The following is a 22140-nucleotide window of genomic DNA, read 5'->3' as shown; positions in this document are numbered from 1 at the left end:
TATTTGCTGCAATGGAAAAAGCCCTGACCGTTAAGTCAGGGCTTTCCAATTAAGTGGCGGAACGGACGGGGCTCGAACCCGCGACCCCCTGCGTGACAGGCAGGTATTCTAACCAACTGAACTACCGCTCCACCGATTCTTTCACGCTTATCAGCAACCGGCTGATAACCGTCTGTTCCCGTTATTTTCCCTGTCAGAGGAAAAGGAACAAATTTGATGCCTGGCAGTTCCCTACTCTCGCATGGGGAGGCCCCACACTACCATCGGCGCTACGGCGTTTCACTTCTGAGTTCGGCATGGGGTCAGGTGGGACCACCGCGCTACAGCCGCCAGGCAAATTCTGTCTCTGCGCCGCCACAGGGGCCGCGCAGAATATCCGGTACAAAGCTGAAAATCGTGTCTCTCAAAAACGCCTCTGGCGTTGTAAGGTTAAGCCTCACGGGTCATTAGTACCGGTTAGCTCAACGCATCGCTGCGCTTACACACCCGGCCTATCAACGTCGTAGTCTTCAACGTCCCTTCAGGACCCTCAAGGGGTCAGGGAGAACTCATCTCGGGGCAAGTTTCGTGCTTAGATGCTTTCAGCACTTATCTTTTCCGCACTTAGCTACCGGGCAATGCCATTGGCATGACAACCCGAACACCAGTGGTGCGTTCACTCCGGTCCTCTCGTACTAGGAGCAACCCCCCTCAATTCTCCAGCGCCCACGGCAGATAGGGACCGAACTGTCTCACGACGTTCTAAACCCAGCTCGCGTACCACTTTAAACGGCGAACAGCCGTACCCTTGGGACCTACTTCAGCCCCAGGATGTGATGAGCCGACATCGAGGTGCCAAACACCGCCGTCGATATGAACTCTTGGGCGGTATCAGCCTGTTATCCCCGGAGTACCTTTTATCCGTTGAGCGATGGCCCTTCCATTCAGAACCACCGGATCACTATGACCTGCTTTCGCACCTGCTCGAGCCGTCACTCTCGCAGTCAAGCCAGCTTATGCCATTGCACTAACCTCACGATGTCCGACCGTGATTAGCTGACCTTCGTGCTCCTCCGTTACTCTTTAGGAGGAGACCGCCCCAGTCAAACTACCCACCAGACACTGTCCGCAGCCCGGGTAACGGGCCTACGTTAGAACATCAAACATTAAAGGGTGGTATTTCAAGGTTGGCTCCACGCAGACTGGCGTCCGCGCTTCAAAGCCTCCCACCTATCCTACACATCAAGGCTCAATGTTCAGTGTCAAGCTGTAGTAAAGGTTCACGGGGTCTTTCCGTCTTGCCGCGGGTACACTGCATCTTCACAGCGAGTTCAATTTCACTGAGTCTCGGGTGGAGACAGCCTGGCCATCATTACGCCATTCGTGCAGGTCGGAACTTACCCGACAAGGAATTTCGCTACCTTAGGACCGTTATAGTTACGGCCGCCGTTTACCGGGGCTTCGATCAAGAGCTTCTCCTTGCGGATAACCCCATCAATTAACCTTCCGGCACCGGGCAGGCGTCACACCGTATACGTCCACTTTCGTGTTTGCACAGTGCTGTGTTTTTAATAAACAGTTGCAGCCAGCTGGTATCTTCGACTGGCTTCGGCTCGGGGAGCAAGTCCCTCCACCTACGCGCCAGCGTGCCTTCTCCCGAAGTTACGGCACCATTTTGCCTAGTTCCTTCACCCGAGTTCTCTCAAGCGCCTTGGTATTCTCTACCTGACCACCTGTGTCGGTTTGGGGTACGATTCTGTGTTACCTGATGCTTAGAGGCTTTTCCTGGAAGCAGGGCATTTATCACTTCAGCACCGTAGTGCCTCGTCGTCACGCCTCAGCGTTAATAAGGGACCGGATTTACCTGGACCCTCCGCCTACACGCTTAAACCGGGACAACCGTCGCCCGGCTGATATAGCCTTCTCCGTCCCCCCTTCGCAGTAACACCGAGTACAGGAATATTAACCTGTTTCCCATCGACTACGCCTTTCGGCCTCGCCTTAGGGGTCGACTCACCCTGCTCCGATTAACGTTGAACAGGAACCCTTGGTCTTCCGGCGAGCGGGCTTTTCACCCGCTTTATCGTTACTTATGTCAGCATTCGCACTTCTGATACCTCCAGCATGCCTCACAGCACACCTTCAACGGCTTACAGAACGCTCCCCTACCCAACAACGCCTAAGCGTCGCTGCCGCAGCTTCGGTGCATGGTTTAGCCCCGTTACATCTTCCGCGCAGGCCGACTCGACCAGTGAGCTATTACGCTTTCTTTAAATGATGGCTGCTTCTAAGCCAACATCCTGGCTGTCTGTGCCTTCCCACATCGTTTCCCACTTAACCATGACTTTGGGACCTTAGCTGGCGGTCTGGGTTGTTTCCCTCTTCACGACGGACGTTAGCACCCGCCGTGTGTCTCCCGTGATAACATTCCTCGGTATTCGCAGTTTGCATCGGGTTGGTAAGCCGGGATGGCCCCCTAGCCGAAACAGTGCTCTACCCCCGAGGATGAGTTCACGAGGCGCTACCTAAATAGCTTTCGGGGAGAACCAGCTATCTCCCGGTTTGATTGGCCTTTCACCCCCAGCCACAGGTCATCCGCTAATTTTTCAACATTAGTCGGTTCGGTCCTCCAGTTAGTGTTACCCAACCTTCAACCTGCCCATGGCTAGATCACCGGGTTTCGGGTCTATACCCTGCAACTTAACGCCCAGTTAAGACTCGGTTTCCCTGCGGCTCCCCTATACGGTTAACCTTGCTACAGAATATAAGTCGCTGACCCATTATACAAAAGGTACGCAGTCACCCCCATAAAGAAGGCTCCCACTGCTTGTACGTACACGGTTTCAGGTTCTGTTTCACTCCCCTCGCCGGGGTTCTTTTCGCCTTTCCCTCACGGTACTGGTTCACTATCGGTCAGTCAGGAGTATTTAGCCTTGGAGGATGGTCCCCCCATATTCAGACAGGATACCACGTGTCCCGCCTTACTCATCGAGCTCACAGCACGTGTGCTTTTGTGTACGGGAGTATCACCCTGTACCCTGCGACTTTCCAGACGCTTCCACTAACACACATGCTGATTCAGGCTCTGGGCTGCTCCCCGTTCGCTCGCCGCTACTGGGGGAATCTCGGTTGATTTCTTTTCCTCGGGGTACTTAGATGTTTCAGTTCCCCCGGTTCGCCTTGCAGCACTATGTATTCATGCTGCAATGATGCACAGAGTGCACCGGGTTTCCCCATTCGGACATCGACGGCTGTAGCGGTTCATATCACCTTACCGTCGCTTTACGCAGATTAGCACGTCCTTCATCGCCTCTGACTGCCTGGGCATCCACCGTGTACGCTTAGTCGCTTAACCTCACAACCCACAGGCGTTTTTCAACGCTGCAGACTGCAAGCATTTGAGAGACTCGAACGTATCGTATTTTTCATTCTTATTACGGAGAATGAAAACGACACGTCGTTTCAATTTTCAGCTTGTTCCGGATTGTTAAAGAGCAAATATCTCAAACGCGGCCCGGCTGCTTACGCAACCAAATCGGTTTTGAGATACTGTATGGAGACACCTTTCACCTGTCACCAAGCAGGTGGCGTCCCCTAGGGGATTCGAACCCCTGTTGCCGCCGTGAAAGGGCGGAGTCCTAACCGCTAGACGAAGGGGACACGATAGTGTCACGACTTCGCAGCCGTCCTGCTCATTACTTTTTATCAGACAATCTGTGTGGACACTGCGCGGGAAGGTATCTTCAGGTAAGGAGGTGATCCAACCGCAGGTTCCCCTACGGTTACCTTGTTACGACTTCACCCCAGTCATGAATCACAAAGTGGTAAGCGCCCTCCCGAAGGTTAAGCTACCTACTTCTTTTGCAACCCACTCCCATGGTGTGACGGGCGGTGTGTACAAGGCCCGGGAACGTATTCACCGTGGCATTCTGATCCACGATTACTAGCGATTCCGACTTCACGGAGTCGAGTTGCAGACTCCGATCCGGACTACGACGCACTTTGTGAGGTCCGCTTGCTCTCGCGAGGTCGCTTCTCTTTGTATGCGCCATTGTAGCACGTGTGTAGCCCTACTCGTAAGGGCCATGATGACTTGACGTCATCCCCACCTTCCTCCGGTTTATCACCGGCAGTCTCCTTTGAGTTCCCGACCGAATCGCTGGCAACAAAGGATAAGGGTTGCGCTCGTTGCGGGACTTAACCCAACATTTCACAACACGAGCTGACGACAGCCATGCAGCACCTGTCTCAGAGTTCCCGAAGGCACCAAAGCATCTCTGCTAAGTTCTCTGGATGTCAAGAGTAGGTAAGGTTCTTCGCGTTGCATCGAATTAAACCACATGCTCCACCGCTTGTGCGGGCCCCCGTCAATTCATTTGAGTTTTAACCTTGCGGCCGTACTCCCCAGGCGGTCGACTTAACGCGTTAGCTCCGGAAGCCACTCCTCAAGGGAACAACCTCCAAGTCGACATCGTTTACGGCGTGGACTACCAGGGTATCTAATCCTGTTTGCTCCCCACGCTTTCGCACCTGAGCGTCAGTCTTTGTCCAGGGGGCCGCCTTCGCCACCGGTATTCCTCCAGATCTCTACGCATTTCACCGCTACACCTGGAATTCTACCCCCCTCTACAAGACTCAAGCCTGCCAGTTTCAAATGCAGTTCCCAGGTTAAGCCCGGGGATTTCACATCTGACTTAACAGACCGCCTGCGTGCGCTTTACGCCCAGTAATTCCGATTAACGCTTGCACCCTCCGTATTACCGCGGCTGCTGGCACGGAGTTAGCCGGTGCTTCTTCTGCGGGTAACGTCAATCGGTGCGGTTATTAACCGCACCGCCTTCCTCCCCGCTGAAAGTACTTTACAACCCGAAGGCCTTCTTCATACACGCGGCATGGCTGCATCAGGCTTGCGCCCATTGTGCAATATTCCCCACTGCTGCCTCCCGTAGGAGTCTGGACCGTGTCTCAGTTCCAGTGTGGCTGGCCATCCTCTCAGACCAGCTAGGGATCGTCGCCTAGGTGGGCCATTACCCCGCCTACTAGCTAATCCCATCTGGGTTCATCCGATAGTGAGAGGCCCGAAGGTCCCCCTCTTTGGTCTTGCGACGTTATGCGGTATTAGCCACCGTTTCCAGTGGTTATCCCCCTCTATCGGGCAGATCCCCAGACATTACTCACCCGTCCGCCACTCGTCACCCAAGGAGCAAGCTCCTCTGTGCTACCGTCCGACTTGCATGTGTTAGGCCTGCCGCCAGCGTTCAATCTGAGCCATGATCAAACTCTTCAATTTAAGTTTGATTTGCTTAAACAAGTTAAGCGGTGCTCATCTGTAAAACGTCATAATGAATTTCATTATGTGTTCACTCGTGAGGCTTTGATATTTTGTTGCGTCCGGAGACGCTGATATCAATCCTGCGAGTGCCCACACAGATTGTCTGATAAATTGTTAAAGAGCAGTGCGAACAGTGCGTTAGCGCCCTGTCGCGAGGTGGCGTATATTACGCTTTCCTCCTGCAGAGTCAACCTCTATTTCAGAAGTTTTTCTCCGGCGGCGCAGTCTCCTGTGCCTCTCAACCCGTTTTCCGTTTCCGGTTTGCCGTGTCAGTGGAGGCGCATTATAGGGAACGGCTCAGATAGCGCAAGTGCAAATTGAGACTTTTTTGCTGTTCGTCTGAAATTTGCTCAAAAGCGCCGTTTTAGCCGTGTTTAATGCGTGCTGGCAGCTCTGCGAGGCTATTAATCACCCAGTCTGCTGCAGCTTCGCCTTCAGCCGTGACGGGTTTACCGCTACGCACCAGCACTTTGGTGCCTACGCCCGCAGCCTTTCCTGCCAGCATATCTTCCAGCTTGTCGCCCACCATATAAGAAGCAGCCATATCAATATGCAGCTCTTCCTGTGCGGTCAGCAGCATGCCAGGCTGTGGCTTACGGCAATCACATTCCTGACGGAACTCTTCAACTGTTGCTTCGGGATGGTGAGGACAGAAATAGATGCCATCAAGATCGACGTCGCGATCGGCCAGCGACCAGTCCATCCACTCTGTCAGACGCATAAAGGTATCTTCGGTAAACATACCGCGCGCTATACCAGACTGATTGGTCACAACCACCAGCGCATATCCCATTGCCTTCAGTTGCTGCAGCGCTTCAATTGTGCCGTCAATAAACTGGAAGTCATCGATCTCATGAACATAGCCACTGTCGACATTAAGGGTGCCATCACGATCAAGAAAAATAGCGGGGACTTTATTCGCCACTTAGAAACTCCTGCTGTAAAAATTGCCGATCAGTATCGCATGATTGCTATAAAAGGGAGAATGTCAGATTGAATCACTTCCATTGATTCAGACGTCTGGATGCCTTACCATCCATTCAGCTTTTATAGCGATTAAAAGTGACGAGGCTTCCCACACCACGGACAACGCAACACGATAATTAATAACATAATGATTAAACTAGAAAATATTACTAAGGTGTTTCAGCAGGGCTCGCGGACTATTCCGGCATTAACGGATGTCAGCCTGCACGTGCCTGCCGGACAGATTTATGGCGTTATCGGCGCTTCCGGTGCCGGTAAAAGTACATTGATTCGTTGTGTGAATCTGCTGGAGCGCCCCACTTCAGGCCGCGTACTGGTCGACGGAGCCGATCTGACTGCACTTAATGAGCGTCAGTTAACCCAGGCGCGCCGCCAGATTGGCATGATCTTCCAGCACTTTAACCTGATGAACTCACGCACTGTCGCGGGCAACGTTTCTCTGCCACTGGAACTCGGTAATCTCTCCCGCGCCCAGATCAACGCTCGCGTTACTGAGCTGCTGGAACTGGTGGGATTATCCGATAAACATGATGCCTGGCCTGCCAATCTCTCGGGCGGTCAGAAGCAGCGTGTCGCAATTGCCCGTGCGCTGGCCAGCAATCCTAAGGTTCTGCTGTGTGATGAAGCCACCAGCGCACTGGATCCCGCAACAACCCGCTCTATTCTGGAATTGCTGAAAGATATCAACCGCCGGCTTGGACTGACGATTCTCCTGATCACGCATGAGATGGATGTGGTGAAACGCATCTGCGATCAGGTTGCGGTCATCAGTCACGGTGAGCTGATCGAGAAAGACAGCGTCAGTGAAGTGTTCTCACACCCTAAGACGCCGTTAGCACAGCAGTTTATTCAGTCGACTCTGCATCTGGATATTCCGGATGATTACCAGCAGCGTCTTTCAGCCACGGCCGCTGAAGGCACCGTGCCCCTGCTGCGACTGGAGTTCACCGGTAAATCAGTTGATGCGCCGCTGCTTTCCGAAGCGGCCCGCCGTTACAACGTGAATAACAACATTATCAGTGCCCAGATGGATTACGCCGGTGGTGTGAAGTTCGGCATTATGCTGGCCGAAATGCACGGCGCAGAAAGCGATACGCGCGAGGCGATAGCCTGGCTGAAAGAGAATCATGTGAAAGTAGAGGTGCTAGGTTATGTCTGAAGCGATGATGTGGTTGCTGGGACGGGGCGTATGGGAAACGCTGATGATGACCTTCGTCTCAGGCTTTTTCGGTTTTGTACTGGGCCTGCCGGTCGGCGTTTTACTTTATGTCACCCGTCCAGGGCAGATTCTACAGAATCAGGGGCTGTACCGCGTGCTCTCCGCGCTGGTGAATATCTTCCGCTCCATTCCTTTCATTATTTTACTGGTCTGGATGATTCCTTTTACCCGCGTTATCGTTGGCACCTCCATCGGACTGCAGGCAGCCATCGTGCCGCTGACCGTTGGCGCTGCACCGTTTATTGCGCGTATGGTTGAAAATGCCTTGCTGGAACTGCCTACCGGTCTGATTGAAGCATCACGTGCCATGGGCGCTACGCCAATGCAGATCGTCCGTAAGGTCCTGCTGCCGGAAGCGATGCCGGGCCTGGTGAATGCAGCCACCATTACCCTGATTACGCTGGTCGGTTACTCTGCCATGGGTGGCGCAGTGGGTGCCGGTGGTCTGGGTCAGATCGGCTATCAGTATGGTTATATCGGATACAACGCCACGGTGATGAATACGGTATTGGTGTTGTTAGTGGTTTTGGTGTATCTCATTCAATTCTGTGGCGACCGCATCGTGCGTGCAGTGTCCCATAAGTAAGCCAGCAATCTCACATTATTAAGAAGGAAAGGATATGTCTTTCAGATTCAAAAAAATTGCCGCTGTGGGTGCACTGATTGGCGCGATTGCGCTGGCAGGATGCGATCAAAAAGAGAAAGACGCAAACCACATTAAAGTGGGCGTCATTGTCGGTGCTGAGCAGCAGGTTGCTGAAGCCGCACAGAAAGTGGCTAAAGAGAAGTATGGTCTGGACGTTGAGCTGGTCACGTTTAACGACTACGTGCTGCCGAATGAAGCGCTGAGTAAAGGCGATATCGACGTCAACGCCTTCCAGCACAAACCGTATCTGGATCAGCAGATCAAAGATCGTGGTTACAAGCTGGTTTCAGTGGGTAACTCTTTCGTCTACCCAATCGCGGGCTATTCGAAGAAGATCAAGTCACTGGATGAGCTGCAGGATGGCGCACAGGTTGCCATTCCGAATGACCCGACCAACCTGGGTCGTACGCTGCTGCTGCTGCAGAAAGTGGGGCTGATCAAACTGAAAGATGGCGTGGGCTTGCTGCCAACCTCACTGGATATCACTGAGAATCCTAAGCATCTGAAAATCGTTGAGCTGGAAGCACCACAGCTGCCGCGCTCATTAGACGATCAGCAGATCGCACTGGCCGTAATCAATACCACTTACGCCAGCCAGATTGGCCTGACCCCGGCTAAAGATGGCATTTTCGTCGAAGATAAAGATTCACCTTACGTGAACCTGATTGTTGCCCGCGAAGATAATAAAGATGCGGAAAACGTGAAGAAGTTCGTTCAGGCTTACCAGTCTGACGAAGTGAACGAAGCCGCTAACAAAGTCTTTAACGGCGGCGCGGTTAAAGGCTGGTAATTCAGCTATTCATCTCCTTAAGGGCGACGCTATGTCGCCCTTTCTGTTATTGGGTACCCTGCCCGACTTGTTATTTATTCCCGTCCTTGTTTCAATAACGCCACTTTTTGAAACCTGAGGATGTTGCCATGCGTTTTTTACCGCTCTGCTTGTTAGCATTGATGCTGACAGGGTGTGTTCATGAGTATCACCCGATAAGCAGCGCACCGTCCCGGCCGCAGCAATCCAGCCAACCGACCCGCAAACCCGTGGTACGACCGGCCCCGGTTAAGCTTTATACCGATGCCGCCGATCTGGTCAGCAAACCGTTCCGCGATCTGGGTGAAGTCTCCGCTGAAGATTGCCAGATCAGTAATCAGAACTCCCCGGCCAACATCGCCACAGCACGTAAACGTCTGCAGATCAAAGCTTCACAGATGAAAGCCAATGCGGTGCTGCTGCATCAGTGTGAAATCGTTACCGGCACGCCGGGCTGCTATCGTCAGGCCGTCTGCCAGGGTTCAGCGCTGAAAGTCAGCAATCAATGAGTGAATTCGCCTTTGCGCAAATTGGGGTAATCCGTTCACCGTGGAAAGAGAAGTTTGCCGTGCCGCGCCAGCCAGGTCTAGTGCAGGATGGCGGCGGCGAACTTCACCTGCTGCCCCCCTACAATCAGCCGGAAGCCGTTCGCGGGCTGGAAGACTTCAGTCACCTCTGGCTGCTGTTTGTCTTCCATCAGACGATGGCAGGCGGCTGGCGTCCTACGGTTCGCCCTCCCCGGCTGGGCGGCAATGCGCGCATGGGTGTTTTTGCGACACGTTCAACGTTCCGTCCCAATCCCATTGGCATGTCGCTGGTTGAACTGAAAGGGATCAGGATTGAAAAACAGCAGGTAATCCTGCAGCTTGGCAGTCTGGATCTGGTCGATGGCACGCCGGTGGTGGATATCAAACCTTATCTGCCCTTTGCCGAAGCGCTGCCTCATGCGCAGGCCGGGTTTGCTCAGGCGGCACCGGCGGCGGATATGCCGGTTCGCTTCTCCGCGCTGGCCCAGCAACAGCTTCAGCAGCAGTCGCGCTATCCCAATCTCGCACGCTTTATCAGTGAGGTGCTGGCACAGGATCCTCGTCCCGCTTACCGTCAGGGTGAAACGCAGGAGCGGGAATATGCGGCCTTGCTGATGGATTTTAATGTACGCTGGCGCATTGACGATGCCGGTACTGAAGTGATCGCTATCGACCCGCGTTAAAACCCGCTTTTGAGCCGGTGATCTCGCTGGTACACTAGCCGCCAGCAAAATTCTGTCTGTGACTTTCCGATCAACTGGAACCGTAATCAATGCGTACTACTCAATATCTGCTCTCTACTCAGAAAGAGACGCCTTCCGACGCTGAAGTGATCAGCCACCAGCTGATGCTGCGCGCCGGTATGATCCGCAAACTGGCTTCTGGCTTGTACACCTGGTTACCGACCGGTGTTCGCGTGCTGAAGAAAGTCGAAAATATCGTGCGCGAAGAGATGAACAACGCGGGCGCGGTTGAGATTTTAATGCCGGTTGTGCAGCCCGCCGACCTGTGGCAGGAGAGCGGTCGCTGGGAGGAGTATGGCCCGGAACTGTTACGTATTGCCGATCGCCACGAGCGTCCTTTCGTGCTGGGTCCGACGCATGAAGAAGTAGTCACTGACCTCATCCGCAATGAGCTGAGCTCATATAAGCAACTGCCGCTCAACCTGTATCAGATTCAGACCAAATTCCGTGATGAAGTGCGTCCACGCTTTGGCGTGATGCGTTCACGCGAGTTCATCATGAAAGATGCTTACTCATTCCACGTTTCACAGGAATCGCTGCAGGAAACGTATGATGCGATGTATCGCGCCTATAGCCAGATCTTCAGCCGTATGGGCCTGGATTTCCGTGCCGTGCAGGCCGACACCGGCTCTATCGGCGGCAGCGCATCACATGAGTTCCAGGTGCTGGCGCAGAGCGGTGAAGATGATGTGATCTTCTCTACCGATTCTGATTACGCCGCCAACATTGAGCTGGCCGAAGCCGTCGCCCCCGCCGGTGAACGTGCTGCGCCGTCGCAGGAGATGCAGCTGGTTGAGACGCCAGATGCCAAAACCATCGCGGAGCTGGTTGAGCAATTCAGTGTGCCTGTTGAAAAGACAGTGAAAACGCTGATTGTTAAAGGTGCTGAAGAGAGCGGTCATGCACTGGTTGCCCTGCTGGTTCGCGGCGATCATCAGCTGAATGAGATCAAAGCCGAGAAGTCAGCTATCGTGGCATCACCACTGGTGTTCGCGACAGAAGAAGAGATTCGCGCGGCAGTGGGAGCCGGTCCGGGTTCCATTGGACCAGTAGACCTGCAGATGCCAATCATTGCTGACCGTACCGTGGCGAAGATGAGCGACTTCAGCGCCGGTGCCAACGTCGATGGTAAACACTACTTCGGCATTAACTGGGAGCGCGATCTGCCGCTGGCGAGCGTGGCGGATATCCGTAACGTGGTCGAAGGCGATTTAAGCCCGGATGGCAAAGGTACGCTGCAGATTAAACGCGGCATCGAAGTCGGTCACATCTTCCAGCTCGGCACCAAGTATTCTGACGCGCTGAAAGCCTCCGTTCAGGGTGAAGATGGCCGTAATCAGGTGATGAGCATGGGCTGCTACGGCATCGGCATCACCCGCGTGGTTGCCGCAGCCATTGAGCAGAACCATGACGATCGCGGCATCATCTGGCCAGATGCACTAGCACCGTTCGAGGTGGCGATTCTGCCGATGAATATGCAGAAATCGTTCCGCGTTAAAGAGCTGGCGGAAGAGCTGTATGCCACCCTGCGTGCCAAAGGCGTTGAAGTTATCCTGGATGACCGTAAAGAGCGTCCAGGCGTGATGTTCGCAGATATGGAACTGATCGGTGTGCCACACACCATCGTCATCGGCGACCGCAATCTCGACAATCAGGAGATTGAATATAAATCACGTCGCGCCGGTGAGAAGCAGATGATTAAGCAGGATGAAATCGTTGATTTCCTGCTGAAGGCTCTGAATAAGTAAGCTTTGAAGGAACGGTCAGATGCCTTTCCTGAGGGGCGTCTGATAGCTGAAGAGTTTGCCCGGTTGCTTTGAGACCGGGCCTGCCCAGGAAACAAACGCCCCGCTTGCGGGGCGTTTTTTATTGCACTTTGCCGCGCATCGATTTAGTCGTACTGCGGCGTGATTTCCCTTCCAGACGACGCTCTTTCGACGCGCGGGTCGGGCGCGTGGCGCGCCGGGCTTTTTCGACAGTGCTCAACTCCTGGATCAGATTGACCAGACGCTGCAATGCCGCTTCACGATTCATTTCCTGACTACGATACTCCTGCGCCTTGATCACCACCACGCCCTCACCGGTAATCAGATGATGGCTGGCGGTGAGCAACCGCTCTTTATAAAACGCAGGCAGTGAAGAGGCCGCAATATCGAAGCGCAGATGAATGGCGGTACTGGCTTTGTTGACATGTTGTCCGCCCGCCCCCTGGGCACGAATCGCCGTCAGCTCGATCTCACTCTCCGGAATCTCAACCGAACGGGATAGCATAATCATTAGCGCGCTCCCCACACCTTAATCACGTTGACCTCTGATAACCTGTTCATCAAATTAACCTTTTGTGCTCTGATTCATTCCGTCTCAGACAGCGGAATCTGTCACTTTAGCAGTGATTCGCGCACTGATCCTGCTTTACGCAGGCTGATTTCCTCTAAATGGCTATGATATAGTCGCCAGTTAACCAGAGTATTTACGCTCTGCTGAGGAGGGCCACGTGCAAAATTATTGTGAGTTAGTTCGCCGGAAATATGCCGAAATCGGCAGCGGGGATTTAGGTTACATACCGGATGCGATTGGCTGCGCATTAAAGGCGCTTAATGATATTGCCGCAAATACTGAGCTAAACTCTTCTGTCAGGGAACAGGCGGCTTACGCCGCTGCTAACTTATTGGTGAGCGACTATGTTGATAAATGAAGCGTACCAACCTATCAATTGCGATGATTACGATAATCTGGAGCTCGCCTGCCAGAACCAATGGATGCTGTCGCTGGAAATGAAAGATGGCGAGCAGCTCAAGGCAAAGGCTAAAGAGATCTTCTCACGCAAGAATGTGGAATATCTGGCTATCGATCTTTCCGGTGAGCATCGCGAATTACGTCTCGACCATATCGCCAGCTTTACCCATCCCGAACTGGGTACGGTCGTGGTCAGCGCAGAGTAATCCACGTATTCCGGGCGGGACCTTCCCGCCCTGTTAAACGTCAGGGCTGTAACGAACCGTAGTATGCCGCCAGATCCGCCATATCACTATCGCTTAATCCCGCCACAAACGCCTTCATGACCTCAGCCTGACCGCCACTGCGTTCGCCCTTTTTGTACGCCTGCAGCGCATGCTCCAGATAAGGGGCGTGTTGTCCGGCCAGGTTTGGGTAGAGCGGCACCGCCGCTTTGCCCGCTGCGCCATGACACGCCATGCAACTGGCCGCTTTTTCTGCGCCGCGCTGCGCATCACCCGCCGCCCATGCCGGTAATACGGCGGCCACTAAACAGACGATAAGCCATTGCTTCATTGTTATTGCTCTCCTGAGCGGGATGCCCTGTCCCAGACTATCTGCCAGCCCTGCTGATCACTGGCCGCGCCCGCGTGTGTGACAAAGAGATTCGGCACACAGACCAGCGTCTGGTTATAAAAAATTAACGGCAGCCGTTCTCGCTGCCACGGCGGTATCTGTAACTCCTGCCACAGCTTTTTCATTTCTCTTCCGCCATTGCGGCCCACCAGATGGACCTGACCCTGCGCATGGAACCGCACGCTGATCTGCTCATCCGGCAGAGGATAGCGCAACAGGCTCTGCGACATGCTGGCACGCAGCGTACCGAGGTTCTGCGGTAATGATAGCGGCTGGCGGATATCGGGCCATGCCAGCTCGGTGTCGCGCAGTGACGTGAATAACGGCAGCCAGTAGAGTTGCTGACGGAAACGACGCAATTCAGCCTGGCCGAAGCGTAGCCGGGGCTGTGCATCTTCCCGGCTCGCCATCACTTCATCGCGAATACGCTTCAGCGCATCCCGTGATGGCATCGCTCCACCCTGTCCGGCGATCCAGCGGCGCAATAACGCGTTAGCGCGCAGCGTGCTCATGTTCATTAAAGGTGGAAAATTGAGGCTGCCGTCAGGCTGGATCAGCTCGGCCAGTTGCCCGGCAAGCAGCTCATCCAGTAACTGCTCCTGCTCACTGCACAATGCCGCACTTCGGGCCGTTGCCTCAGCAAAATGGGGCCAGCGCTGATTAAGCTCAGGCAGCAGCCGCTGGCGGAGGAAGTTACGATCGTAGCGAAGATCCTGATTACTTTCGTCGTCTATCCACACCAGTTGATGGACGTCGGCATAAGCTTCCAGCGACTGTCGCGACTGATTCAGCAGCGGACGCACCAGCTGATGCGTACCCAGCATGCGCGATAAAGGCATTGCTGCCAGCCCGGCCGGACCACTGCCGCGCTTCAGCGCCAGCAGAAAGGTTTCACACTGATCGTCGAGGTGCTGCGCGGTAAGCAATATCTCGCCCGGCTTGAGCGCGGCGCTCAGCGCATGATAACGGGCGGTGCGGGCAGCTGCTTCAATCCCATTTTCCCTGCCATCCACCGTCACGCGCAACACGTCACATCTCAGCTGCCACTGTTCGCATATCGTCTGGCAATGGGCGGCCCATGCATCGGCATTTGGGCTGAGACCGTGATGTACATGCAACGCCCGCAGGTGCGACTGAGGATGCTGCTGCTGCCAGCCGAGAAGCTGATGCAGCAGCACCGTTGAATCGAGTCCGCCACTGAATGCGACTACCAGCGCGGCATCAGGTTGCAACAGGGCGTCAAAAGCGGGCAAAGGCATGGCAGAATCCGGATAATCGGGCGACCGAATGTCGCCCGCTGAGCGCGCTATTTTACGCCTGATAAAGCTCCAGCGGCAAACCATCCGGATCGGCAAAGAACGTACACTGTTTACCGGTCAGTTCATCAATGCGAATCGGCTCGCAGACAACGCCTTTATCGGCCAGCGTCGCAACGGCAGCGGCCACATCGGGCACGGTAAAGGCCAGATGACGCAGGCCACACGCCTCGGGATGACTGACGCGTGCTGGCGGCGCGGGAAAAGAGAACAGCTCAATGGTATAGCGATCCTGTAAGGCCAGATCCCCTTTCCAGGAGTCACGCGCCTCGCGGTAAACTTCGCCCATCAGACGAAAGCCCAGCACGTCGCAATAGAACGCTTTGCTGCGCTGATAGTCGGAGGCGATGATGGCGATGTGGTGAATAGCGGTTAACTGCAACATAGTGAATTTCCTGATTGGGGCAGGCTGTCCGCAGACCGCCTGCCGCTGATAGTGATTTAAAGGGTTACGCGAGGTCGTTTTTCAGTACGCGGACGCGATACTCGCCCTCTTCCGTCAGGCTGGCACCGTGAATATCGGTTTCGAATCCCGGGTAGTGCCGGCCGATGCTACACAGCATCAGCAGAAAATCGAGCACCGCACGGCTCTTTTCGGTAATCATCTCGCCCGGCATTACCAGAGGAACGCCCGGCGGATAAGGCAGGATCATGTTGGCCGACACCCGCCCGACCAGTTCGCTGAGGTCCACCGTTTCGATGTTGCCCTTCACCTGCTGCTGAAACGCCTGATGCGGCGTCATCTTCATTTCGGGCAGGACATCAAATGCCTGCAGCATCAGACGCGGCAGATCGTGATGGCGGATCAGCTGATGGATCCCCTGCGCCAGCGTCTGAATGCGCATATTGCGATAGAAGTCGGGATCTTCAGCGTAGAGATCCGGCAGCATGTTTTTCACGCGCAGATTGAGATCATAGGCGCGTTTAAACTCAGTCAGACCGCGCAGCACGCTCATCGCTTTGGTTTTGTCGATGCCGATGCTGAACAGGAACAGCAGGTTATAGGGGCCGGTCTTCTCCACTACAATGCCGCGCTCATCGAGAAACTTCGCCACCAGCGCGGCCGGGATCCCCTCTTCCGCCATTTCACCCAGCTCACTCATGCCTGGCGTCAGGATAGTGACTTTGATCGGATCGAGGTACATGTGATCGCGATCGGCCTGCGTAAATCCATGCCACTCTTCTTCGCCGGGCTGGATCGCCCAGCATTGCGCTTCATCGATCTGTTCCGGCTGCCAGATATCGAAGAACCAGCTGTCAGACTCTTCGCGCAGGCGCTGGATTTCCCGACGGAAGTGCAAGGCACGTTCCACCGAGCGATTGATCAACCGCTTACCGGGGTTACCGCGCAGCATGGCGGCGGCAGTTTCAATGGAGGAGACAATAGCGTAATTGGGTGAGGTGGTGGTGTGCATCATGTAGGCTTCGTTAAACGTCTGTTCGTCGTAGTCGCCTTTAATGTGAATCATGGAGGCCTGCGAGAACGCCGCCAGCAGTTTGTGGGTCGATTGCGTCTCATATACCACCTTGCCCGGAATACGATCGCCACTCATGCCGCTTTTACCGGCATAAATCGGATGGAAATTGGTATATGGCACCCAGGCCGAATCGAAATGAATCGACGGCACATCCAGCGTCTCTTTAATGTACTGGGTGTTGTAGAGCAGCCCATCGTAAGTGGAGTTGGTGATCACCGCATGCGCTGGCCAGGTAGCGCGATCGGTGGTCGCGACCTTCTGCGTAATGCTCTCGCGGGTGAACTCGTGCTTCGGGATACCGCCGAGAATCCCCAGCGCATTGCGGGTCGGCTTCAGCCAGATGGGAACCAGATCGCTCATCATCAGCAGATGAGTGAGAGACTTGTGGCAGTTGCGATCGATCAATACGGTGCTGCCCGCCGGTGCCGCATACATGCCGACAATTTTATTCGAGGTCGAGGTGCCATTGGTCACCATGTAACTCTGCTCGGCGCCAAACGTGCGTGCGATGTACTCTTCCGCTTCAAGGTGCGGGCCGGTGTGATCCAGCAGCGAACCCAGCTCGGTCACTGAAATAGAGATGTCCGACTTCAGCGTATTGGCCCCGAAGAAGTCGTAGAACAAACAGCCTACCGGGCTTTTCTGAAATGCGGTACCCGCCATATGGCCCGGCGTGCAGAAGGTGTACTTGCCCTCTTTCACATAGGTGAAAAGTGCTTTGGTCAGCGGTGGGGTAATGTGGTCGAGATAGTCATCGGTATACTGCCGGATATGCAGCGCGATATCGTCGGCGGCATTCAGCGCATATTCAAAAAAGTGCAGTGGCATGCGCATCTCATTGATGCTGATGTCCATCTGCGAGTGGGTATTGATAAAGGCATACAGCGGCAGGTATTCATTGAGCTGATTAATCTCGCCGCACAGTTCCGGACTGTTGTGCGCGTCCCAGTCGAAGATCACGCCACTGATACGCGGATTGTGTTCGATCAGCTTCAGCAGATCGTCACTGTTTTTCGGGTAAAGCAGCTGGAAGCCTTGCAGATTTAACGCCGCGTCGAGTTCGCGTAACGGTTCATCTTTATAAAACACGCCGTGCGCGCCCATGATCGCCAGAATATTCAATGCCCCTCTCCCTGATTGTTGTGGAACCGGACAAGCATAACCGCTAACTCAGGGAAGGTGTAGCAAGGGGACGATCAGATGAGGCTGAAAGGCGTCAGACCGCGTGCGGGGGCTGAACTGGCGGCATAAAAAAAGCGGACCGGAGTCCGCTTTTATGGATGAGCTAAAATCAGGCGTAGCCGTAGCTCATCAGACGCTGATAACGACGATCCAGCAGCTCTTCGGTGGTTAATCCATCGAGGTCGGCCAGGTCAGCCAGCAGCTGCTGCTTGAGTGACTGCGCCATATCCACCGGACGGCGATGTGCGCCACCCAGCGGCTCAGGGATCACGGAGTCAATCAGCTTCAGCTCTTTCAGACGATGCGCGGTAATGCCCATCGCTTCGGCGGCCAGCGGCGCTTTGTCAGCGCTTTTCCACAGAATGGAGGCGCAACCTTCTGGTGAGATCACTGAATAGGTGCTGTACTGCAGCATATTCACTTTATCACCTACGCCAATCGCCAGCGCGCCACCTGAACCGCCTTCACCGATGACCGTACAGATCACCGGCACTTTCAGGCCAGACATTTCACGCAGGTTGCGGGCAATCGCTTCAGACTGCCCACGCTCTTCCGCGCCCACGCCCGGATAAGCACCCGGTGTGTCGATGAAGGTGATGATTGGCATTTTGAAACGTTCAGCCATCTCCATCAGGCGCAGCGCTTTACGATAGCCTTCCGGTGCAGGCATGCCGAAGTTACGGCGAATCTTCTCTTTAGTTTCACGGCCTTTCTGGTGCCCGATGATCATCACCGGACGTCCATCAAGACGCGCAATCCCGCCGACAATCGCTTTGTCATCCGCATAAGCACGGTCGCCCGCCAGCTCATCGAAATCGTCGAAAGCGTTGCGAACGTAGTCAAAGGTGTAAGGACGTAAAGGATGGCGTGCCAGTTGGGCAATCTGCCATGCGCCCAAATCGGCGAAGATTTTACGGGTCAGCTCAACGCTTTTCTCACGCAGACGCTGAACTTCTTCATCCAGATTAACGTGTTTATCATCCTGACGACCAATTGAGGTCAGCGAATCAATCTTCGCTTCCAGTTCTGCAATTGGCTGTTCAAAATCCAGGTAATTAAGACTCATAATGTTCCTGTTCTAGTCAAACTCCAGTTCCACCTGCTCCGATCCAATCAACGAGCGCAGATCGTTAAGTAAACGATCGCTGGGCGAAATACGCCACGCTGCACCAAAGCGCAGCTTCGCTCGCGCGTCGGCTCTCTGATAATAGAGATGCACCGGAATAGTCCCTGATCGATGGGGTTCCAGGGACTGACGGAGTCGGTTTAATAGCTGGTCATCAATTTGCCTGTCCGTCAGCGAGATAGCAAGTCCGCGCGCGTATTTTTCGCGAGCTTCGTCGATGTCCATGACTTCACGCGCGGTCATTTTAAGCCCACCACTGAAGTCATCAAAGCTGACCTGTCCGCTGACGATCAGGATTCGGTCTTTCTCCAGCAACTGCTGGTATTTATCTAACGCATCGGTAAATAACATCACCTCAAGACGACCGGAGCGATCGTCCAGAGTACAGATACCAATTCGGTTGCCGCGTTTGGTCACCATTACCCGCGCGGCGATCACCAGACCGGCCGCCACGGTAATTTTACCCCGATCGGTAGGATGCATATCTTTCAGCCGCACCCCGCCAACGTAACGCTCAATTTCTTTCAGATACTGATTAATCGGGTGGCCGGTCAGGTATAACCCCAGCGTTTCCCGTTCACCATCCAGCTGCACCTGCTCAGGCCACGGCGTGACGCTGGCGTATGATTTCTCCACCTGCTCTGGCTCTTCTGCCAGCACGCCAAACATATCCGCCTGACCAATCGCTTCCGCTTTCGCGTGCTGATCGGCCGCTTTCAGCGCGTCGCTGAGTGCACTCATCAGCGCGGCGCGGTGCGGTCCGAGGCGATCAAAGGCCCCGGACATGATCAGTTTCTCCATCACCCGACGGTTGATCTTTTTGGTGTCGGTACGGGCGCAGAGATCAAACAGTTCGCGGAAATAGCCGCCTTCGTTACGGGCGTCGATGATCGCTTCGATCGGACCTTCGCCCACGCCTTTGATCGCGCCTATGCCGTACACGATCTCGCCCGCTTCGTTAACGTGGAACGGATAGAGACCGGAGTTAATATCGGGCGGCAGGACCTTCAGCCCCATCCGCCAGCACTCATCGACCAGGCCGACCACTTTCTCGGTGTTATCCATATCGGCGGTCATCACCGCCGCCATAAACTCAGCCGGATAGTGCGCTTTCAGCCACAGCGTCTGATAGGAGACCAGTGCGTAGGCCGCAGAGTGTGACTTGTTAAAGCCATAACCTGCAAATTTTTCCACCAGATCGAAGATCTTCATCGACAGTTCGCCGTCGATGCCCATGCTTTCGGCACCGTCGCGGAAAACTGAACGCTGCTTAGCCATCTCCTCGGGTTTCTTTTTACCCATGGCGCGACGCAGCATATCTGCACCGCCCAGAGTGTAACCGGACAGGACCTGGGCGATCTGCATCACCTGTTCCTGATAGAGGATGATGCCGTACGTTGGCTCCAGCACTGGCTTCAGGCTCTCGTGCTGCCACTGGATATCGGGATAGGAGATCGCTTCACGGCCATGCTTACGGTCGATGAAGTTATCTACCATGCCGGACTGCAGAGGACCAGGACGGAACAGCGCTACCAGTGCGATCATATCTTCGAAGCAGTCAGGCTTAAGACGCTTAATCAGATCTTTCATGCCGCGCGATTCAAGCTGGAACACCGCGGTGGTTTCCGAGCGCTGCAGCATATCGAAGCTTTTCTTATCATCCAGCGGGATCGCGGCGATATCGATCGGCTCCAGTCCCTCTTTTTCCCGGCGCGGGTTGATCATCTTCAGTGCCCAGTCGATGATGGTCAGCGTTCGCAGTCCCAGGAAGTCGAACTTCACCAGGCCGGCATATTCCACATCATTTTTATCGAACTGGGTGACCGGGAACTGGCCGTGCTCATCGCAATAGAGCGGCGCAAAATCGGTGATCTTCGTTGGCGCAATGACCACGCCACCCGCATGCTTACCGGCGTTACGCGTAACCCCTTCCAGCTTGCGCGCCATGTCGATCAGCGCTTTAACCTCTTCATCTGCGTCATACATCGCAGGAAGTTGTGGTTCAGCAATAAACGCTTTTTCCAGCGTCATGCCGGGATCGGGCGGGATCAGTTTTGAAATACGGTCAACAAAGCCGTAAGGATGCCCCAGCACGCGACCCACATCGCGGATAACCGCTTTCGCCGCCATGGTACCGAAGGTAATAATCTGGGAAACTGCTTCACGACCGTACATATCGGCGACGTGTTCAATCACCTGATCGCGTTTCTCCATGCAGAAGTCGACGTCAAAGTCGGGCATCGAAACACGTTCCGGGTTCAGGAAGCGTTCAAACAGCAGGTCAAATTCCAGCGGATCGATATCGGTGATTTTCAGCGCATAGGCCACCAGCGAACCCGCACCCGAACCACGGCCCGGTCCGACCGGCACGCCGTTATCTTTGGACCACTGGATGAACTCCATTACGATCAGGAAGTAGCCGGGGAATCCCATCTGGTTGATAACGTTGAGTTCAATTTCCAGACGCTCATCATATTCCGGGCGTTTTTCCGCGCGCTCAGCCTCGTCCGGGAACAGGAAGACCAGACGTTCTTCCAGTCCCTCACGGGATTTCACCACCAGATAATCTTCAGTGGTCATATCGCCGGTCGGGAACTGCGGCAGGAAGTACTCACCGAGCCGGACAGTCACGTTACAACGCTTAGCAATCTCTACGCTGTTTTCCAGCGCTTCCGGGATATCCGAGAACAGCTCGCACATCTCCTCTTCGCTGCGCATATATTGCTGAGGACTGTAGTTGCGCGGGCGCTTGGGATCGTCCAGCGTATAGCCGTCGTGAATGGCAACGCGAATTTCGTGCGCATCGAAATCTTCTGCGTTGATAAAGCAGACTTCATTGGTGGCGACGACCGGGATGCCCTCGGCAATCGCCAGTTCAACGGCGGCATGCAGATAGCTCTCTTCGTCCTGACGACCGGTGCGGATCAGTTCCAGATAGTAGCGATCGGGGAAATGCTGCTGGTAAAACGACAGACACTGCGAAACCAGGGCATTGTTGCCACGCAACAGGCTGCGGCCCACGTCGCCACGTCGCCCGCCCGACAGCAGAATTAACCCTTCCTGCAGTTCAATCAGCCAGTCGCGATCGATGATCGGTCCGTCCACGCCATAACCACGCTGATAAGCGCGGGAGATCAACAGCGTCAGGTTCTGGTATCCGGTATCACTGGACGCCAGCACGGTCAGTTGGGTCAGCTCATCTCCCATCAGCTCACTGGCAACGTTAAAATCGGCACCAATGACCGGCTTTATCCCTGCGCTGTGTGCGCCACCGTAAAATTTCACCAGACCACAAAGGTTAGTGAAGTCGGTAATCGCGATAGCAGGCATGCCAAGGGCAGCCGCCTTCTTGATCAACGGCCCGGTTTTCGCCAGGCCATCAACCATCGAATAGTCACTATGGACACGCAGATGTATAAAACGGGGTTCAGCCATATCAGTTTCCG

At 54.6% G+C, this 22140-nt stretch carries 16 protein-coding genes, 2 tRNA genes and 3 rRNA genes; 8 read left to right on the top strand and 13 right to left on the bottom strand.

Annotated features, from left to right (window positions below):
• Positions 1-54 precede the first annotated feature (54 nt).
• From FA92_RS02265 to gmhB, 6 genes are all read right to left on the bottom strand, one after another.
• A tRNA-Asp gene (locus tag FA92_RS02265) sits at positions 55-131 on the bottom strand.
• A gap of 87 nt (positions 132-218) precedes the next feature.
• Positions 219-334 (bottom strand): 5S ribosomal RNA (rrf, locus tag FA92_RS02260).
• A gap of 91 nt (positions 335-425) precedes the next feature.
• Positions 426-3334: ribosomal RNA gene (locus tag FA92_RS02255) — 23S ribosomal RNA — on the bottom strand.
• 230 nt (positions 3335-3564) lie between these two features.
• Positions 3565-3639 (bottom strand) — tRNA-Glu (locus tag FA92_RS02250).
• Positions 3640-3727: 88 nt separating this feature from the next.
• Positions 3728-5269, bottom strand: a 16S ribosomal RNA gene (locus tag FA92_RS02245).
• Together the 16S, 23S and 5S rRNA genes with 2 tRNA genes alongside form the textbook arrangement of a ribosomal RNA operon.
• Before the next feature lie 406 nt (positions 5270-5675).
• Positions 5676-6236: a D-glycero-beta-D-manno-heptose 1,7-bisphosphate 7-phosphatase gene (gmhB, locus tag FA92_RS02240; RefSeq protein ID WP_033781943.1), complete on the bottom strand. Its 561-nt coding sequence runs from the start codon at positions 6234-6236 to the stop codon at positions 5676-5678.
• A 189-nt stretch (positions 6237-6425) separates the two neighbouring features.
• Between gmhB and metN the strand changes: the two genes are divergently transcribed.
• From metN to proS, 6 genes are all read left to right on the top strand, one after another.
• Positions 6426-7457 carry a methionine ABC transporter ATP-binding protein MetN gene (gene metN, locus FA92_RS02235; RefSeq protein ID WP_033731647.1) on the top strand — a complete coding sequence of 344 codons (1032 nt, stop codon included), beginning with the start codon at positions 6426-6428 and terminating at the stop codon, positions 7455-7457.
• Positions 7450-8103, top strand: coding sequence for a methionine ABC transporter permease MetI (locus tag FA92_RS02230; RefSeq protein ID WP_009091958.1), 654 nt, complete (start codon positions 7450-7452; stop codon positions 8101-8103). The genes metN and FA92_RS02230 overlap by 8 nt, the downstream gene beginning before the upstream one ends.
• A 34-nt stretch (positions 8104-8137) precedes the next feature.
• Entirely contained in the window at positions 8138-8953 is an 816-nt protein-coding gene (locus tag FA92_RS02225; RefSeq protein WP_013356861.1) for a MetQ/NlpA family lipoprotein, read from the top strand.
• 128 nt (positions 8954-9081) lie between these two features.
• Positions 9082-9480, top strand: a complete 399-nt coding sequence (rcsF, locus tag FA92_RS02220) for an Rcs stress response system protein RcsF (RefSeq protein ID WP_013356860.1) — start codon at positions 9082-9084, stop codon at positions 9478-9480.
• A complete protein-coding gene (tsaA, locus tag FA92_RS02215) occupies positions 9477-10181 on the top strand; it encodes a tRNA (N6-threonylcarbamoyladenosine(37)-N6)-methyltransferase TrmO (RefSeq protein ID WP_033781942.1) in 705 nt (234 codons plus the stop codon). Before rcsF ends, tsaA begins: the two co-directional genes overlap by 4 nt.
• Positions 10182-10270: 89 nt before the next feature.
• Positions 10271-11989: a proline--tRNA ligase gene (gene proS / locus FA92_RS02210; RefSeq protein ID WP_033781941.1), complete on the top strand. Its 1719-nt coding sequence runs from the start codon at positions 10271-10273 to the stop codon at positions 11987-11989.
• A gap of 118 nt (positions 11990-12107) precedes the next feature.
• On the opposite strand, the gene arfB is transcribed toward proS, so the two are convergent.
• Positions 12108-12518, bottom strand: coding sequence for an alternative ribosome rescue aminoacyl-tRNA hydrolase ArfB (gene arfB / locus FA92_RS02205; RefSeq protein WP_033781940.1), 411 nt, complete (start codon positions 12516-12518; stop codon positions 12108-12110).
• A 217-nt stretch (positions 12519-12735) separates the two neighbouring features.
• Between arfB and FA92_RS02200 the strand changes: the two genes are divergently transcribed.
• Both FA92_RS02200 and rof read left to right on the top strand, forming a co-directional pair.
• Positions 12736-12936 carry a YaeP family protein gene (locus FA92_RS02200; RefSeq protein ID WP_003852623.1) on the top strand — a complete coding sequence of 67 codons (201 nt, stop codon included), beginning with the start codon at positions 12736-12738 and terminating at the stop codon, positions 12934-12936.
• Entirely contained in the window at positions 12923-13183 is a 261-nt protein-coding gene (gene rof / locus FA92_RS02195) for a Rho-binding antiterminator (protein ID WP_013356856.1), read from the top strand. Before FA92_RS02200 ends, rof begins: the two co-directional genes overlap by 14 nt.
• Before the next feature lie 40 nt (positions 13184-13223).
• On the opposite strand, the gene FA92_RS02190 is transcribed toward rof, so the two are convergent.
• The 6 genes from FA92_RS02190 to dnaE all read right to left on the bottom strand — a co-directional run bounded on the left by FA92_RS02190 (position 13224) and on the right by dnaE (position 22129).
• Entirely contained in the window at positions 13224-13532 is a 309-nt protein-coding gene (locus FA92_RS02190; protein WP_013356855.1) for a cytochrome c, read from the bottom strand.
• Positions 13533-13534: 2 nt separating this feature from the next.
• The gene (tilS, locus tag FA92_RS02185) at positions 13535-14851 is read right to left on the bottom strand and encodes a tRNA lysidine(34) synthetase TilS (RefSeq protein ID WP_033781939.1); all 1317 of its coding nucleotides are present in this window, start codon (positions 14849-14851) and stop codon (positions 13535-13537) included.
• A gap of 52 nt (positions 14852-14903) precedes the next feature.
• Positions 14904-15293 (bottom strand): VOC family protein, encoded by a 390-nt coding sequence (locus FA92_RS02180; protein ID WP_013356853.1) that lies wholly within the window; start codon positions 15291-15293, stop codon positions 14904-14906.
• 64 nt (positions 15294-15357) lie between these two features.
• On the bottom strand, positions 15358-17508 hold the full coding sequence (locus tag FA92_RS02175) for a lysine decarboxylase LdcC (RefSeq protein WP_013356852.1): 2151 nt from the start codon (positions 17506-17508) through the stop codon (positions 15358-15360).
• 169 nt (positions 17509-17677) lie between these two features.
• Positions 17678-18634 carry an acetyl-CoA carboxylase carboxyl transferase subunit alpha gene (gene accA, locus FA92_RS02170; protein WP_013356851.1) on the bottom strand — a complete coding sequence of 319 codons (957 nt, stop codon included), beginning with the start codon at positions 18632-18634 and terminating at the stop codon, positions 17678-17680.
• Between the two features lie 12 nt (positions 18635-18646).
• On the bottom strand, positions 18647-22129 hold the full coding sequence (gene dnaE, locus FA92_RS02165) for a DNA polymerase III subunit alpha (protein ID WP_013356850.1): 3483 nt from the start codon (positions 22127-22129) through the stop codon (positions 18647-18649).
• Positions 22130-22140: the final 11 nt, after the last annotated feature.

Source organism: Pantoea sp. 9140, from assembly GCF_000745295.1.
GTDB lineage: Bacteria > Pseudomonadota > Gammaproteobacteria > Enterobacterales > Enterobacteriaceae > Pantoea > Pantoea vagans.
This window is presented reverse-complemented; position numbering and strand designations above follow the sequence as displayed.